Source organism: Merdimmobilis hominis (assembly GCF_900104615.1).
In the GTDB taxonomy this organism is placed as follows: Bacteria; Bacillota; Clostridia; order Oscillospirales; family Ruminococcaceae; genus Merdimmobilis; species Merdimmobilis hominis.
Window position 1 is genome coordinate 1866202 of the sequence record NZ_LT629939.1, and the last position, 15004, is coordinate 1881205.

The 15004-nt window shown below is 51.5% G+C and carries 16 protein-coding genes; 14 read left to right on the forward strand and 2 right to left on the reverse strand.

The annotated features are described in order from the left end of the window. The first annotated feature begins 2 nt into the window (after positions 1 to 2). The 3 genes from BQ5353_RS09070 to tet all read left to right on the forward strand — a co-directional run bounded on the left by BQ5353_RS09070 (position 3) and on the right by tet (position 5249). Positions 3 to 1157: a helicase RepA family protein gene (locus BQ5353_RS09070; protein WP_019541683.1), complete on the forward strand. Its 1155-nt coding sequence runs from the start codon at positions 3 to 5 to the stop codon at positions 1155 to 1157. Between the two features lie 320 nt (positions 1158 to 1477). Then, positions 1478 to 2821 (forward strand): plasmid recombination protein, encoded by a 1344-nt coding sequence (locus BQ5353_RS09075; RefSeq protein ID WP_031583917.1) that lies wholly within the window; start codon positions 1478 to 1480, stop codon positions 2819 to 2821. 508 nt (positions 2822 to 3329) lie between these two features. Continuing rightward, positions 3330 to 5249 carry a TetM/TetW/TetO/TetS family tetracycline resistance ribosomal protection protein gene (tet, locus tag BQ5353_RS09080; protein ID WP_050625029.1) on the forward strand — a complete coding sequence of 640 codons (1920 nt, stop codon included), beginning with the start codon at positions 3330 to 3332 and terminating at the stop codon, positions 5247 to 5249. A 403-nt stretch (positions 5250 to 5652) separates the two neighbouring features. On the opposite strand, the gene BQ5353_RS09085 is transcribed toward tet, so the two are convergent. Both BQ5353_RS09085 and BQ5353_RS09090 read right to left on the reverse strand, forming a co-directional pair. Then, a complete protein-coding gene (locus BQ5353_RS09085) occupies positions 5653 to 6045 on the reverse strand; it encodes a hypothetical protein (protein WP_054331726.1) in 393 nt (130 codons plus the stop codon). Between the two features lie 2 nt (positions 6046 to 6047). Beyond that, positions 6048 to 6584, reverse strand: a complete 537-nt coding sequence (locus BQ5353_RS09090; RefSeq protein WP_071427955.1) for a helix-turn-helix domain-containing protein — start codon at positions 6582 to 6584, stop codon at positions 6048 to 6050. Between the two features lie 443 nt (positions 6585 to 7027). On the opposite strand from BQ5353_RS09090, the gene BQ5353_RS09095 reads away from it, so the two are divergent. The 11 genes from BQ5353_RS09095 to BQ5353_RS09145 all read left to right on the forward strand — a co-directional run bounded on the left by BQ5353_RS09095 (position 7028) and on the right by BQ5353_RS09145 (position 14981). Further along, entirely contained in the window at positions 7028 to 7207 is a 180-nt protein-coding gene (locus tag BQ5353_RS09095; protein ID WP_233424504.1) for a DNA-binding protein, read from the forward strand. Then, on the forward strand, positions 7207 to 8280 hold the full coding sequence (locus BQ5353_RS09100) for a site-specific integrase (RefSeq protein ID WP_054331729.1): 1074 nt from the start codon (positions 7207 to 7209) through the stop codon (positions 8278 to 8280). The genes BQ5353_RS09095 and BQ5353_RS09100 overlap by 1 nt, the downstream gene beginning before the upstream one ends. Position 8281: 1 nt before the next feature. Then, positions 8282 to 8617, forward strand: coding sequence for a plasmid mobilization protein (locus BQ5353_RS09105; RefSeq protein ID WP_054331730.1), 336 nt, complete (start codon positions 8282 to 8284; stop codon positions 8615 to 8617). Continuing rightward, a complete protein-coding gene (locus BQ5353_RS09110; RefSeq protein ID WP_082398615.1) occupies positions 8607 to 9881 on the forward strand; it encodes an AAA family ATPase in 1275 nt (424 codons plus the stop codon). The genes BQ5353_RS09105 and BQ5353_RS09110 overlap by 11 nt, the downstream gene beginning before the upstream one ends. After that, positions 9878 to 10111, forward strand: coding sequence for a complexin-2 (locus BQ5353_RS09115; protein ID WP_071427957.1), 234 nt, complete (start codon positions 9878 to 9880; stop codon positions 10109 to 10111). The genes BQ5353_RS09110 and BQ5353_RS09115 overlap by 4 nt, the downstream gene beginning before the upstream one ends. A gap of 469 nt (positions 10112 to 10580) precedes the next feature. Further along, positions 10581 to 11906, forward strand: a complete 1326-nt coding sequence (locus BQ5353_RS09120; protein WP_054331731.1) for a plasmid recombination protein — start codon at positions 10581 to 10583, stop codon at positions 11904 to 11906. A gap of 145 nt (positions 11907 to 12051) precedes the next feature. Beyond that, positions 12052 to 12351 (forward strand): hypothetical protein, encoded by a 300-nt coding sequence (locus tag BQ5353_RS09125; protein WP_071427959.1) that lies wholly within the window; start codon positions 12052 to 12054, stop codon positions 12349 to 12351. 142 nt (positions 12352 to 12493) lie between these two features. Beyond that, entirely contained in the window at positions 12494 to 12709 is a 216-nt protein-coding gene (locus BQ5353_RS09130) for a helix-turn-helix domain-containing protein (protein ID WP_054331732.1), read from the forward strand. A gap of 46 nt (positions 12710 to 12755) precedes the next feature. Beyond that, a complete protein-coding gene (locus BQ5353_RS09135) occupies positions 12756 to 13742 on the forward strand; it encodes a DNA cytosine methyltransferase (RefSeq protein ID WP_071427961.1) in 987 nt (328 codons plus the stop codon). After that, positions 13690 to 14565 (forward strand): NgoMIV family type II restriction endonuclease, encoded by an 876-nt coding sequence (locus tag BQ5353_RS09140; protein WP_082398616.1) that lies wholly within the window; start codon positions 13690 to 13692, stop codon positions 14563 to 14565. The genes BQ5353_RS09135 and BQ5353_RS09140 overlap by 53 nt, the downstream gene beginning before the upstream one ends. After that, entirely contained in the window at positions 14565 to 14981 is a 417-nt protein-coding gene (locus BQ5353_RS09145; protein WP_054331734.1) for a very short patch repair endonuclease, read from the forward strand. The genes BQ5353_RS09140 and BQ5353_RS09145 overlap by 1 nt, the downstream gene beginning before the upstream one ends. The last annotated feature ends 23 nt before the right edge of the window (positions 14982 to 15004 follow it).

The following is a 15004-nucleotide window of genomic DNA, read 5'->3' on the forward strand; positions in this document are numbered from 1 at the left end:
TGATGGATTCCAGAGAAACGAAAAGGACTGTCCCGGTTCCGTCTGCGCCAACAGACGGGGAACAGCCCATTTCACAAACAACTGCCAAAAGTATAGCAGAGGAAACGGCTGAAAACAACCCCCAAGAGGAAAGTTTGGAAGAAATGCTCCGAGATATGCGGCGCATGAGCGACCCGGCCTACCTCCACACGGTTTCTATGAACGACCTTTACCAGAACATCTACCAGAGCAGACCGCCCGTCATTGACGGTCTGCTCTACCCTGGGACATACCTCTTTGCGGGAGCGCCCAAGGTGGGCAAGTCGTTCCTGATGGCTCAGCTTGCCTACCATGTCAGCATGGGCCTCCCCCTGTGGGGCTATCCTGTTCACAAGGGGACTGTCCTCTACCTGGCGTTGGAGGACGACCACCGCCGCTTGCAGGGGCGGCTATACCGAATGTTCGGCACAGAGGGCACCGACAATCTGCTCTTTGCGGTCTACGCCAAACAGCTTGGCGTTGGCCTGGAGGAACAGCTAAAGAAGTTCGTCCGGGAACACCCGAACACCAAGCTGATTATCATTGACACTCTCCAGAAAATCCGGGAGGCTGGCGGGGATAAGTACAGCTATGCCAATGATTACGAAGTGGTGGGGAAACTGAAACGCCTTGCCGATGATTGCGGCGTCTGCCTCCTGCTGGTACATCACACCCGCAAACAACAGGCCGATGATAAGTTCGATATGATTTCCGGCACCAACGGCCTGCTCGGAGCGGCGGACGGGGCCTTTCTTCTTCAAAAGGAGAAGCGGACAGACGGCAGCGCCGTTCTGGACGTGGCCGGGCGTGACCAGCAAGACCAGCGATTCTATCTTACCAAGGACAAGGAACGGCTGATATGGACGCTGGAGCGTACGGAAACGGAGGCATGGACAGAGCCGCCCGACCCGGTGCTGGAGGCCATAGCCGCCCTTGTGACGGTGGAGAAGCCGACCTGGGGTGGTACGGCCACCGAGCTGGTAGCGGCGCTCCAGACTGACATGAAGCCCAACGCCCTGGCGATGCGGCTAAACGTCCGGGCCGGGAAGCTGCTGACAGACTACCACATCCGCTATGAGAACAGCAGGAGCCACGCCGGGAGAAGTATCAGCCTGACGCTGGAACCGTCCCAGGCGTGACGACCGTGACGGCTGTGACGGCTTTTTTGAGAGTGGCGGCGGTGTCTGAAACATCGTCACGGTCGTCACGGCTGTCACGGGGAGCAGCAAAGTTTAGGCGGGGTGCAGGGTGCCCTTTTCAAAGGGCGGCCCTGCTGGGGGAGGCAACCGCAGTTGCCGGGGGCAAAGCCCCCACACCCCCTCGGAGAGCCCACGACACTTTGCAGACCGAAGGGATGAAAGTGTCATAGTGGGTTATTACACTTCCCGCAGGAAGTGCCTCCCCCGAACCCCCGTCCTCTTTCAACAACCCAACATCTGAAACAGGAGGATTTTTGCCTATGGCGAGAGGCGACGGTATTGACCGTACCAACGCAAGAAATATGAGGCTGACCGAAACCAAGATCGGTAACACCCAGCAGCACAACGAGCGTGAGAAGGATTCCTATGTCAATCAGGACATTGTACTGGAGCGGACGCCGCTCAATGTCCATTTCAAAACCCCGTCTGCCGGGTATCGAGAGATGTTTGCTCGAATGGAGGCTGATGGCGTGATTTCCACTCGTGGTATCAAGGAGGATGCCTTTCGATATGGTGAGCTGGTCTTTGACGTAAACTCCGCTTACTTCTACAACCACGGCGGCTATGACTTTGCAAAACAATTTTACACCGAAGCATACAAAGCCGCAATCAAAATCGTGGGCGGAGAGCAGTATATTTTGTCGGCGGTCATGCACGCTGACGAGCGCAACCGGGCCATGTCCGAGGCGCTGGGGGAGGACGTGTACCACTACCACCTCCATGTGGTTTATATCCCGGTAGTGGAGAAGGAGATACGCTGGACAAAGCGGTGCAAGGACAAGTCCCTGGTGGGCAAGGTCAAGGAAACGATCATGCAGGTGAGCATGAGCAAGAAGTGGGCGTCCAAGCCCATTCTGGACGAAACCACCGGGGAGCCGTTACGCACAGCTAAGGGCAAACCCGTTCTACGAAAGTCGTACAGTGTCCTGCAAGATGATTTCTTTGAGCATATGCGCTCCGCTGGCTATGACGATGTAGAGCGTGGGGAACGTGGTAGTTCCGAAGAACATTTGACTGTTACGCAGTTCAAGACGGAGCGTGAGCAGGAACGGCTTGCACAGCTTCAAGAGGTGTCGGCGCTGGCCCAGGTTGAGGCCGACAAAAAGAATAAGGAGGCAGCATCAGCTGAGAAGAAAGCGGCCCAGGCCAGGGCTAAGCTGGACGATGTAGCGCCCTTGCTCAAGGGCATGGAGAAACTGGCGGCGGACTTCTCCGACGACCCGGAGCGGACGCTGCCGGAGGCGGGGCCGCTGGAATCGGCCAAGTCCTACCGGGAGAAAAAGGCCAAGCCCCTTTGGGAGAAGATCGTCAAGGTGCTGCGCTCCGTCTACCGGGCCTACTTCGACCTCAAGAGCAAGTTTGAGCGGTTGCAGAGCGCCTATGATCGTGAGGTCAGTAAGAACGGCTCCCTGTCAGCCAGGATTTATGAGGTTTGTGCCGAGAGGGACGGCTTGAAAGGGCAAGTCAGGGACTATGAGCGGGTCAGACGGGCCATTGGCCCGGAACAGGCGGACAGGATACTGGAGGCAGCTTACCAGCAGGAACAGGTCGAAAAGGAGCGGAAATGGGGTGCAAGGTCAAAAATGAGGGTAGGCGCACGATAATCACAAAAAATGGAGGTAATTTCATGGAAAAGTACATCTTTGACGAGGGCAACGGTCTGTGGTATGAGTTGCAGAGGGACTAACAATATTCGGGCGTGTGCGGCGGAAATCGTGGACACAGAAATTATTTGCGCATGAGGCCCCAAATCGGAGGGTGTCCCGGTGAATGCCCTCCTGATTTATTTGGGACAGCGGGTAAAAACTTCTTGCATTTTAGAGTGTGCTATGCTATACTGCTGTCATCCTGATTTGAGGAGTCTATTCAACATGCGGCAAGGTATTCTTAAATAAAATTTGATAATGGGCACAAAAATAATTGCCCCTTGCAGGGGCTTGGTTTTTGTACCCAATTTAAGAATGCTTTTGCCTTTTTATCAAATATCGTGACGGATAACGGCTCATGTTAGCTGAATGCGTTTCTATGTATCCGAAGTCATGATCCCCAGCGGTAAAAGTATTTGCCGCTGGGGATTTTTGCGCCCTTTTGGGCCTTGTATGGAGGATAGACATGAACATTATCAATATCGGGATTCTTGCCCATGTAGATGCGGGCAAGACGACACTGACAGAAAGCCTGCTGTATGCCAGCGGAACCATTTCAGAGCCGGGGAGCGTCGAAAAAGGGACAACGAGAACGGACACTATGTTTTTGGAGCGGCAGCGTGGAATTACCATTCAAACGGCAGTCACTTCTTTCCAGTGGCACAGTTGTAAAGTCAATATTGTGGATACTCCCGGCCACATGGATTTCTTGGCAGAGGTATACCGCTCTCTGGCTGTTTTGGACGGGGCCATCTTGGTGCTCTCCGCTAAAGATGGCGTGCAGGCCCAGACCCGTGTTCTGTTCCATGCCCTACGGAAATTGAACATCCCCACCATTATCTTTATCAACAAGATCGACCAGGTTGGCATTGATTTGGAGAGCGTATATCAGTCTGTTCGGGATAAGCTCTCCGCTGATATTATCATCAAGCAGACAGTGTCGCTGTCCTCGAAAATAACTCTGACAGAAAACACTAGTGCAGAGGTGTGGGATTCGGTCATCGAAAATAACGATGAGTTATTGGCAAAGTATATCGCAGGAGAATCAATCAGTCAGAAAGAACTTGCGCAAGAAGAACAGCGGCGAGTTCAAGACGCCTCCCTGCTCCCGGTCTATCATGGTAGCGCCAAAAACGGCCTTGGCATTCAACAGTTGATGGATGCGGTGATAGGGCTGTTCCAATCGACCAAGGAACAGGGGAGCGCCGCCCTGTGCGGTAGAGTTTTTAAGGTGGAGTATACAGATTGCGGCCAGAGGCTTGTCTATCTGCGGCTATACAGCGGAACGCTGCGTCTGCGGGATACGGTGGCCCTGGCCGGGAGAGAAAAGCTGAAAATCACAGAGATGCGTATTCCATCCAAAGGGGAGATTGTTCGGACAGATACCGCCCATAAGGGCGAAATTGTCATCCTTCCCAGCGACAGCTTGAGATTAAACGATATATTGGGGGACAAAACCCAACTTCCTCGTGAAATGTGGAGTGATGTTCCCTTCCCTATGCTGCGGACGACGATTACGCCAAAAACGGCAGAGCAAAGAGACCGGTTGCTGGACGCTCTTACGCAAATTGCGGATACTGACCCGCTTTTGCACTACGAGGTGGATTCCACCACCCATGAGATCATTCTTTCTTTTTTGGGTCGGATGCAGTTGGAGGTTGTTTCCGCTTTGCTGACGGAAAAATACAAGATTGAAACAGCAGTGAAGGAACCCACCGTCATTTATTTAGAGCGGCCGCTCAAAGTGGCCAGTCACACCATCCATATCGAGGTGCCGCCTAACCCGTTTTGGGCATCTATCGGACTGTCTGTTACACCGCTCCCGCTTGGCTCCGGTGTAAAATACGAGAGCCGGGTTTCCCTGGGATACCTGAACCAGAGTTTTCAAAACGCTGTCATGGATGGTATCCGTTACGGTTTGGGGCAAGGCTTGTGTGGCTGGAACGTAACGGACTGTAAGATTTGCTTTGAATATGGACTTTACTATAGCCCGGTCAGTACGCCGGCGGACTTCCGCTCATTGGCCCCGATTGTATTGGAACAGGCATTGAAGAAATCTGGGACGCAGTTGCTGGAACCTTATCTCTCCTTCACCCTCTATGCGCCCCAGGAATACCTTTCCAGGGCTTATCATGATGCGCCGAAATACTGTGCCACCATCGAAACGGCCCAGATAAAAAAGGATGAAGTTGTCTTTACTGGCGAGATTCCCGCCCGTTGCATACAGGCATACCGTACTGATTTGGCCTTTTACACCAACGGGCGGAGCGTGTGCCTGACGGAACTGAAAGGGTATCAGGCCACTGTCGGCGAGCCAGTCATCCAGCCCCGTCGTCCAAACAGCCGTTTGGATAAGGTGCGCCATATGTTCAGTAAGATTCCTTGATACGCCACAGCAAGGATGGTTATTGCATTTCCCTGCCTTTCGTGGTAAAATGTAGTTGTAAACCACCAGAGAAAACAACAACCCTGCTACCCCCCGTTATCACCACCGATAACAATTTGATAACAGCCCATCGTATAGGCTGGATAATATGGACACATCAAATAATCAAAAAAATGAGGTATCAAATTTATGAAGCAAAATCCGTTAAACACGATGCCCAACAACGAGTGGGAATAATTTCAGAGGCCCGGAAAAGCCCGTGATTACTGGGTTTTTCAAGACTTGATGCCCTCTGTGGCAACGATTTGGCAACAGTTTTTCATTATTCCAAAGATTAAGAGCTACCTGATTTGCGAAAGTCAGGTAGCTCTTTTTCTTTTAGTTACCACTTTGGGGTGCATCTTCATGTTTTGAATTTGAATATTTCATTTGCTCTTTTTGCAAATTCATCCGCGCTGGATCGCAATTGTCCAGGATAGTGGCCTCCAAGACTTATCAGTTTTCCGGCTTTATCCAGAGTCATCTGAGGGTGGAAGATCTGGTGTCCTCTATTTGACTTATAGTGAAAAATTAAAAATCCCCACTTATCTATGGAACAGTATAGCCCGTGATGGACTTGCTTAGCTAGTTCTGTAAGTTTTGAAAGAGGTACTCCATGAAAATATTGTTCAGGTTCTGAAACAATCCCTTGTACAACTTTGGTGGTGTTTGATGCCCCGCCCTTTTTCAGTAGTATCCCAGTCAGAATTGTGCCCCCGATGCCAACAAGGGTAATGGCTACCTTCTTTAATTTCATGATTATTTCTCCTTTGAACCTTTGGCGTTAAAGGTGTCTGCTAACAGATCGCTCAGTCCCTGAGAAGGGACAACCTTATGCCAGTGGCCTGTGGTATCAAACTCCGGATAGCGGTAACGCCAGCGGTCGTAGTCCTCCTTGCTGATCTCCCCCGACTTCAGCTTGGCTGCCTGTTCTCCCCAGGCGCAGAGCATCTCATGGAGCCTGGCAGCGTCCTTACCCTGGAACACATCCACCCGGAGATGTACTTCTCCATCACACTCGCAGATTTTTAGGCCGTAGCGGTCCTCCAGGGTAAAGAGTGTGTGCATAAGACCCACATAGGAGTCGATGTCCGGCACGGCCAGGGCATGGGGAGAGACCTCCAATATCTGTGCCAGTGCAGCAGTTAGGTCTGCCTTGGGTGTCCGCGACCCGTTCTCATATTGGGCAAGGCGGACATCGGCGGACTTCTCCGGGAAGCCCAGCGCCATACCGAGATATTTCTGCGTCATGCCCCGCAGGGTGCGGAAAAAGTGAATGCGCTCTCCGATCGCCATAACGGCCAACTCCCATCCGAATTCTTGATAAATTTAGCATAGCAGAAATGTTTAGGATAGTCAAGAGAACTCTAAACAAATTTATTTAATATTTTCCTTTAATCCGCTTGACTTTAACCGATATGCTTAGTATAATGAAGATGATATAAACAAATAAGTTTAAGTAACGGAAATTTTACAAATACAAATGGGGGACAAACAGCGAAAAAATGTCCGTTGTAAGGTGAGAGGGGGAATTTCAGACGAAGCAAAACTGAATGACCGTCCGACAGATACTTTCTCCGGGGAAGCAGGCGGCGATATGAGCGTGCCAAGGAGAAGAACAAACGGCACAGCGCCGGGAAGGGTTGCCTGCCAGAGTCTGAAGGGTGAAACGGCAAACAAGAAGCGATTACGGCAAGGAAAGGAAGGTATTTTTGCGTATGGCAGAAAAGCAGTCATTTATGCGAGTCGATGAAGTAGCGCAGGAATTGGGCGTTTCCAAGTCCTATGCTTACAAGATCGTACAGAAACTCAATGCAGAGCTGAAAAGCCTTGGTTACTTGACCATATCCGGCAGAGTCAACCGAAATTTCTTCTACGAGAAGTTGTGCTACGGCGAAAAGGAAGGGAGGGGTATCTGATGGCGGTCTATAAGGAAGAAAAGACCAATACCTGGCGGGCCGTCTACCGCTATACTGACTGGAACGGTGAGCGAAAGCAGACCCAGAAGCGGGGCTTCAAGACCAAGCGGGAGGCTCAGGCATGGGAGCGGGAACAGCTCAATAAAGCCACCGCTGATTTGGACATGACCTTCAAGAGCTTTGTGGACCTCTATACGGCAGACATGAAAACCCGGCTCAAAGAAAACACTTGGGCCACCAAGGAGCATATCATCCGCACCAAGCTGCTGCCCTATTTCGGTAAACTGAAAATGTGTAAAATCACGGCTCAGCAGATCATCACCTGGCAGAATGAGATGATGAACCACAAGGACGAGCAGGGCAAGCCCTATTCGCCGGTCTATCTCAAGACCGTCCACAACCAGCTCAGCGCCATCTTCAATCACGCGGTGCGGTATTACAATTTGCGGGAGAATCCCTGTAAAAAGGCCGGGAGCATGGGCAAAAAGAAAAACCGGGAGATGTTGTTCTGGACCAAGGAGGAGTATCTGAAATTTGCGGAGGCTATGATGGACAAGCCTCTATCGTTCTATGCGTTCGAGATGCTCTACTGGTGCGGCATCCGGGAGGGGGAGCTGCTGGCCCTCACTCCCGCTGATTTCGATTTTGAGAAAGGCACCGTGTCCATCAATAAATCCTATCAGCGGCTGAACGGCCAGGACCTGATTACCACGCCAAAGACGGAGAAAAGCAACCGCGTCATCACCATGCCGCAGTTTCTGGCAAATGAAATCCAAGACTATCTCAAAATGCTCTACGGCATCGGGCCGCATGATCGGATGTTCACTGTCACTAAGAGCTATCTCCACCGAGAGATGGAGCGGGGCGCGAAAGAGGCTGGGGTCAAGCGCATCCGAATCCACGACATCCGGCATAGCGCGGTATCGCTTTTGATTGATATGGGCTTCTCGGCCACAGCCATTGCCGACCGGGTGGGCCACGAGAGCATCGACATCACTTACAACTATGCGCACCTGTTTCCGTCCAAGCAGGCGGAAATGGCGGATAAATTAAACATGGAAAGGGGTAATTAAAATGTCAGCAAAGAATTTGGACAAGCACAACCGCTGGCGGAACAAAACGGTAGCTTTCCGGGTGTCCCCGCAGGAGGACGAGCAGCTGGAAATCTTCGTCAAGCTGTCCGGCCTGACGAAACAGGACTACATCACCCGGCGGCTGCTGGAAAAGGAAGTGGTGGTCCAGGGCAATCCCAGAGTCTACAAGGCCTTGCGAGATCAGTTTGCCGCTGTGTTGGACGAGCTGCGCCGGATTGAGGCTGGGCAGGGCGTGAACGATGAGCTGCTGGACACCATCCAGATGATTGCAACCATTATGAACGGAATGCAGGAGGAAGCTGCCTATGGGAATTGACGCAAAAGAAAAGGCTGCCCGAAGCACATCTGTTGGCGCAGATGCTGGGCAGTCCATTCAAAAAGATTCTGACAACAGTATACCCGCTTCGGAGGCAAAAGGCAACGGGGAAATGGAAAATTTGGAGGAAATGTACCGTAAGATGCAGCGTATGGCTGACCCGCGCTACCTGCACACGCTCACCATGACCGAGCTGTTTCAGACCTCCTATAAAAGCCGCCCGCCCATTATTGAAAATTTGCTCCATTCAGGGGCGTACCTTCTCGCTGGCGCTCCCAAGATCGGCAAGTCGTTCCTGGTTGCGCAGATTGCCTACCATGTCAGCACCGGGCAGGCGCTGTGGGGCTGCAAAGTCCACCAGGGAACCGTCCTCTATCTTGCATTGGAGGATGACTTCCAGCGCATCCAAAACCGGATGTTTATGATGTACGGCGTGAACGACACGCCCAATTTGCACTTCGCCACCACTGCCAGAAAAATCGGGAACGGTTTGGACGAGCAGTTGGAGAATTTCATGCGAGAGCACCCGGACACCAAACTCATTATCATTGACACCATGCAGAAAATCCGGGAGGTGGGAGGCGAGGCATACAGCTATGCCAGCGACTATGAAATCATTGGCAAGCTCAAGCAGTTTGCGGACAAACATTGTATCTGCGTATTGACCGTTCATCATACCCGGAAGCAACCCGCCGGGGAAGCCTTCGAGATGATCTCCGGCACCACGGGCCTGTTGGGCTGCGCGGACGGCTCCCTGCTGATGCAGAAGAAAAAGCGAACCGCGTTGGAGGCCACCATTGATGTAGTGGGGCGTGACCAGCAGGATCAGATCCTCTACTTGAAAAAGGACCCGGAAACGCAGATTTGGAACTTGGAGCGCATGGAAACGGAGCCGCACAAGGAGCCGCCGGATCCTGTGTTGAAAGCGGTGGCCCGGATGGTCAATGCCAGTCAACCGGAGTGGACGGGCTCTCCATCGGAGCTGGCCGCAGCAGTACAGGTGGGCATGGCGGCAAATGCGCTGACCAAGTATCTGAATGTCAAATCCGGTAGGCTGCTGGAGGAATATCATGTGGGCTACGAGAACAAGGCGCGCCACGCCGGACGGCAGGTGAAACTCACCTATATGCTGGTGGAGGCTCCGGCTTTTGAAGTGGTTGAGGATGGGCGCGACGGTAGCGACGGTTGCAACGGTGAAAACGCTGCCGCCCAAACAACCGTCGCTATCGTCGCAGCCGTCGCGGAAAGGAACGGAAGCGAATGAAGAATGTGCAGATTCCCTATGACTTGTTCGTGGCGCTGCTGGAGTATCACCTCAGCTATGATGACGAATACGCGGATGAAATCCGGCAGGGATTGGAGCGGAAGCTGGACGCCCTGGTGCGGCACGAGCTGTACGCCAAATATAAAACTGCACCCAGCCCGGAAGAACGGGAACAAGCCCGGCAGGCGTATCTGGACCGGCGCGGCGTATTCCCGGATTTTCGCTGGTAACAGGAATTTACTTTCATACTAATCTCGCAGATGAAATTAGCGCCGAAGTCAATCTTCTCCCTGATGGCATGGACAGGAGCGTGACACGCTCCTGTGGCTGGCGGACAAGGTGAATTGGCCAGCAGTGCATCTTCCGCATCCCCCGTCCCCATCGAAAAATCCGCAGATTTGGCGATGGCTAAGGTCGGGAAAATCCAGTAGATTTTCCCGGCCTGTGGGCGGTGGAATTGGAGCAAACATGGGTGCGAAAAATCCGCCGGTCACACCGCATTTTGAGGCTGTGGGTATCACCTGCAAGCCGAAAAAGGCGGCGAGGCTCCCGCAGGAGCCGCATTCCCCCTCGGAGAGCCCACGATACTTTGCAGCCGCAGGATGAAAGTATGATAGTGGGTTATTACACTTCCGCAGAAGTGCATCCCCAAAAGCTACCCGCATCTCAACCGCCCTTGTGGGGCGAGAAAGGAGTTCTATGGCAAGAGGCGACGGTATCCATCGTACCAGCGCAAGAAACATGAGACTGACCACACCCAAACTGAAAAACGCGCAGCAACACAACGAGCGTGAAAAAGAATCGTATGTCAACCAGGATATAGTCCCGGAACGCTCCCATCTGAATGTTCACTTCAAGCAACCGGACAGCGGCTATCTGGAACAGTTTGAACAGATGGTGGCCGATGGAATCATCTCCACGCGCGGTATCAAGGAGGACGCTTTCCGCTACGGCGAGTTGATCTTCGATGTGAACTCCGCCTACTTTTTCAACCACGGCGGATATGACTTCGCAAAACAATTTTACCACGACGCCTACCAAGCTGCAATCAAAATCGTGGGCGGCGAACAGTACATTCTGTCGGCAGTTATGCACGCCGATGAGCGCAACCGGGCTATGTCCGAGGCGCTGGGGCAGGATGTGTACCACTACCACCTCCATGTGGTCTATGTACCGGTGGTGGAGAAGCAGATCCGCTGGTCCAAACGCTGCAAGGACAAGTCGCTAGTGGGCAAGGTAAAAGAAACGGTCATGCAGGTCAGCATGAGCAAGAAGTGGGCATCCATGCCGGTGCTGGATGAAGTCACTGGCGAACCGCTGAAAACAGCAAAGGGTAAGCCTGTTCTCAAAAAATCGTACAGCGTGTTGCAGGACGATTTCTTTCAATATATGCGTGAGGCCGGATACGCCGATGTGGAGCGCGGCAGCTCTGAGGAACATCTGACAGTGACGCAGTTCAAGGTTGAGCGGGAGCAGGCGCGGCTGGCGAAGCTGCAAACAGAAAAATCGGAGGTTCAGGCGGAGATCGGCCAGCTTCGGACAGATAAGGCCGAAGCCGAGAAGGCGGCCAAAGAAGCGCAGACGGAACTCCGTCTATTAGCGCCTAAACTAAAACACATGGAGAAATTGGCGGCCGAGTATTCCTCCGACCCGGAGAACCTGCTGCCGCTCCCCGATCGTATGGAGTCCGCAAAATCCTACCGGGAGAAAAAATCCAAACCGCTGCTGGAGAAGATCGTCAAGGTGGTGCGCTCTGTTTACCGGGCTTACCTGGATGTCTGCCAGAAATTCGAACTGTTGCAGCGCAAATATGATACGGAGATTTCGTATTTGAAAAAGCAGTTGGACGAGGTCAAGGGTGAAAATGCAGAATTGCAAGAAACTGCAAGAGACTATCACCGGCTGTGCCGGGCCTATGGGCCGGAGCGGGTAGTTGAAACGGTGGCCGCTGTCAAGCAGCAGGAACAGGCGGAAAAAGAGCAGAAACGCAGTCAAACGCGGCGGTATAACCGGGATGCGCGGTAATCCCGTTTAGACCTGAGAAAATAGGATTTTTACGGATAGAGGCATCCGAACTGAATCATGTATCGTTTGGGTGCTTTCTATCTGAAAATCCGCTTACTTTTGCCGGTTTAGACCCAGAGAAAATTTATGAAAATATGGAGGTTTTATGAGAACAGGTCTTTCCAAGAAGCAAAAGACAACCAGCGTCTTTTTTGACGAGGCAAGCCCTATCATTGAGGTGTGTACCTACAACACGTCCCTTAAAAACCGTTTGAACGAGTATGCGGCAAAGTACCCAGCCGAGTGCCGGTTGGTGGACGATGACGAGAATGGTTGTCTCACATTTGAGATCAGGAAAGGGCGGTTCAGTTTCAAGCTGAACGCACCATACAGCGCAGAGCGCCGGAAGGCGGCCAGCGAGCTGGCAAAGAAGAATATCCAGAACTTGCAGCAAGACAAAAAGTGATGATACACCGCCCGTGGGGAGAATGATTCCCTGCAGGCGGTTTTTCTCGTTTTAATACTCATGTTTTTGTGAGATTATCTTGAATATTCGTGTCTGTCGTGCTATAATAAAAATGAATTCGACAACGAATGGAGATTTCGTTATGCCGGTTAGCTATGATAAGTTATGGAAAATGCTGATAGATAGGAAGATGAATCGTACCGACCTAAAAGATGCGGCTGGTATCAGCTTTAATGTTTTGGCTAAGATGGGACGAAACGAGTTTGTTTCAATGGAGAGCCTGCATAAAATCTGCCACACCTTATCTTGTGATATAGGCGAAATCATGGAGTTTACTGACAACGATGAACACAAATAACACCAAAGTTTCCCCGTTTTACGGAACTACCAGGAGAGATCGATTTATGCAGCAACCATTGACTTGCGTTGAAATTTGTGCCGGAGCGGGTGGACAGGCTCTGGGCCTTGCTATGGCGGGCTTTGTCCACGTCGCTCTTGTAGAATATGAAGCTGATTATTGCAAAGTTTTGAAAGAAAACCGCCCGGAATGGAATATCATTTGTGCCGATGTCCACGATTTTGATGGACGTCCATATAGAGGCGTAGATTTACTTGCCGGCGGCGTTCCTTGCCCGCCTTTTTCTGTTGCGGGAAAACAACTTGGAAAAGATGATGAACGTGATTTATTCCCAGAGGCAATCCGGCTTATCGGCGAAATTAAACCAAGAGCTGTCATGTTGGAAAATGTGCGTGGGTTCTTGGACCCTGGATTTGATGAATACAGGGAGCATATCTTCTCTGAAATCAAAAAACTTGGCTATGTCACCCACATTAAATTGCTTAATGCGTCCAATTTTGGAGTTCCGCAGCTGCGGCCAAGAGTTGTGATTGTTGGGATACGGAAAGATCAGCTTGGCGCGTTTGCTTATCCCGAAGAAAAGCCGGATAGTGCGCCCCCAGTTGGAAAAGTGCTGTATGACTTGATGGCTGAGAACGGATGGGAAAAAGCAAAGGGATGGGCGGCTCGTGCTGACCGGATTGCTCCCACCTTAGTCGGTGGCTCAAAAAAGCATGGCGGGCCAGATCTCGGCCCCACACGAGCCAGGAATGCATGGGCCGAACTCGGAGTTGATGGACGGGGAATTGCCAACGAAGCACCGTCTGCCGGATTCGAGGGAATGCCCCGATTGACGAGCCGAATGATGGCCAGGATTCAAGGATTTCCAGACACATGGACCTTTGGCAAACGAAAGACCGTGGCTTGCCGCATGATTGGCAACGCTTTTCCACCCCCGGTTGCCCAGGCAGTAGGAGAAAAAATTAAGGAGTGTCTTGAGTATGGATGCGCTGATTGCAAACGCGAGGTTCCACTTTCACAAGCAGTTATTTGAAACGAATACGTTGACTTTGACTTCGGCCGGTGTGGCGTCCAACGCCGATACCAGTAGCCGCGGCTCCAAGGCAATAGCCCGCAGGATTGTTGATATTCTGGTAGATGAGCAGCATCATGCGGTTTCAACGGTTGATAAGATTTCCGGTCAGACTCTTGGCAAGCAATTTGAGACTTTGACTATGGATTTCTTGCGGGAAACCTTTCCGAACCTCCAAAACCTTCGTCCTGGACGCTGGACAATACTGCAGCTTGGTAATAATAACAAGTTAAAAACCAGCGATTTTGCCCAGTATGAGCATCTGGCATACTTGAATGAGCTTACCGCACAGAACGCTCAGTTGGCCGCTGCATTGGGAAACGATTACTTAGTTGCGCCGGATGTGGTCATTTACCGTGATCTGTATGAGGATAGCGAAATTAACGCTGCCCAGTGCATCGTTGATGGCGATGTCAGCAGAATGGCGGATATTCGCAAGGCAAACGGTGGAAAACCGTTACTCCACGCCAGCGTATCTGCTAAGTACACCATGCGGAGCGACCGGGCACAAAACAGCCGGACTGAGGCATTGAATTTAATTCGCAATAGGAAGGGACATCTGCCCCATATTGTTGTAGTGACAGCGGAGCCGATGCCAAACCGGCTTGCCTCTCTTGCTTTAGGAACGGGTGATATTGACTGCGTTTATCACTTTGCCCTTTATGAGCTGATTCGTGCTGTAAAAGAAGTAGGGTCCGAGGATGCAGCTGAAACTTTGGAAACACTGGTCCAAGGAAAACGTCTGAAAGATATTTCCGACCTCCCGTTAGATTTGGCTGTATAATGGCTGATACGATTTCTTCTGACCGGAGAAGTAAAATCATGTCCCACATCAAGAGCAAGGATACCAGCATTGAGATGATGGTACGCCGCCGCCTCTTTGCGATGGGATACCGGTATCGTGTCAATTATAAGGCTCTTCCAGGCAAGCCTGATATTGTCTTTACCAAGAAGAAAATAGCCATTTTTATTCACGGGTGCTACTGGCACGGGCATGACTGCGGAAGCCGGTATGCCCATACGAGCCAGTCAAACAGAGCATATTGGGGACCCAAAATAGAGCGGACAAAGCAGCGTGATCAGGAGCATATTCAAAAACTGGAAGCCAATGGCTGGAAAGTGATTGTACTTTGGGAATGTGAGATTAAAAACCATTTAGAGTTAACAATAGCTGATTTAATCGAAAAGATTGAAAATTAATAATAAATCTGTATAGAAATCTG

What these genes read in the sequence shown, in the direction of transcription:
- tet (WP_050625029.1), top strand. Translation starts at nt 3,330, where the DNA reads ATGAACATTATCAATATCGGGATTCTTGCCCATGTAGATGCGGGCAAG.
- BQ5353_RS09130 (WP_054331732.1), top strand. Translation starts at nt 12,494, where the DNA reads ATGCCGGTTAGCTATGATAAGTTATGGAAAATGCTGATAGATAGGAAG.
- BQ5353_RS09090 (WP_071427955.1), bottom strand. Translation starts at nt 6,584, where the DNA reads ATGGCGATCGGAGAGCGCATTCACTTTTTCCGCACCCTGCGGGGCATG.
- BQ5353_RS09095 (WP_233424504.1), top strand. Translation starts at nt 7,028, where the DNA reads ATGCGAGTCGATGAAGTAGCGCAGGAATTGGGCGTTTCCAAGTCCTAT.
- BQ5353_RS09075 (WP_031583917.1), top strand. Translation starts at nt 1,478, where the DNA reads ATGGCGAGAGGCGACGGTATTGACCGTACCAACGCAAGAAATATGAGG.
- BQ5353_RS09145 (WP_054331734.1), top strand. Translation starts at nt 14,565, where the DNA reads ATGGCTGATACGATTTCTTCTGACCGGAGAAGTAAAATCATGTCCCAC.
- BQ5353_RS09140 (WP_082398616.1), top strand. Translation starts at nt 13,690, where the DNA reads ATGGATGCGCTGATTGCAAACGCGAGGTTCCACTTTCACAAGCAGTTA.
- BQ5353_RS09120 (WP_054331731.1), top strand. Translation starts at nt 10,581, where the DNA reads ATGGCAAGAGGCGACGGTATCCATCGTACCAGCGCAAGAAACATGAGA.
- BQ5353_RS09110 (WP_082398615.1), top strand. Translation starts at nt 8,607, where the DNA reads ATGGGAATTGACGCAAAAGAAAAGGCTGCCCGAAGCACATCTGTTGGC.
- BQ5353_RS09125 (WP_071427959.1), top strand. Translation starts at nt 12,052, where the DNA reads ATGAGAACAGGTCTTTCCAAGAAGCAAAAGACAACCAGCGTCTTTTTT.
- BQ5353_RS09100 (WP_054331729.1), top strand. Translation starts at nt 7,207, where the DNA reads ATGGCGGTCTATAAGGAAGAAAAGACCAATACCTGGCGGGCCGTCTAC.
- BQ5353_RS09105 (WP_054331730.1), top strand. Translation starts at nt 8,282, where the DNA reads ATGTCAGCAAAGAATTTGGACAAGCACAACCGCTGGCGGAACAAAACG.
- BQ5353_RS09085 (WP_054331726.1), bottom strand. Translation starts at nt 6,045, where the DNA reads ATGAAATTAAAGAAGGTAGCCATTACCCTTGTTGGCATCGGGGGCACA.
- BQ5353_RS09070 (WP_019541683.1), top strand. Translation starts at nt 3, where the DNA reads ATGGATTCCAGAGAAACGAAAAGGACTGTCCCGGTTCCGTCTGCGCCA.
- BQ5353_RS09115 (WP_071427957.1), top strand. Translation starts at nt 9,878, where the DNA reads ATGAAGAATGTGCAGATTCCCTATGACTTGTTCGTGGCGCTGCTGGAG.
- BQ5353_RS09135 (WP_071427961.1), top strand. Translation starts at nt 12,756, where the DNA reads ATGCAGCAACCATTGACTTGCGTTGAAATTTGTGCCGGAGCGGGTGGA.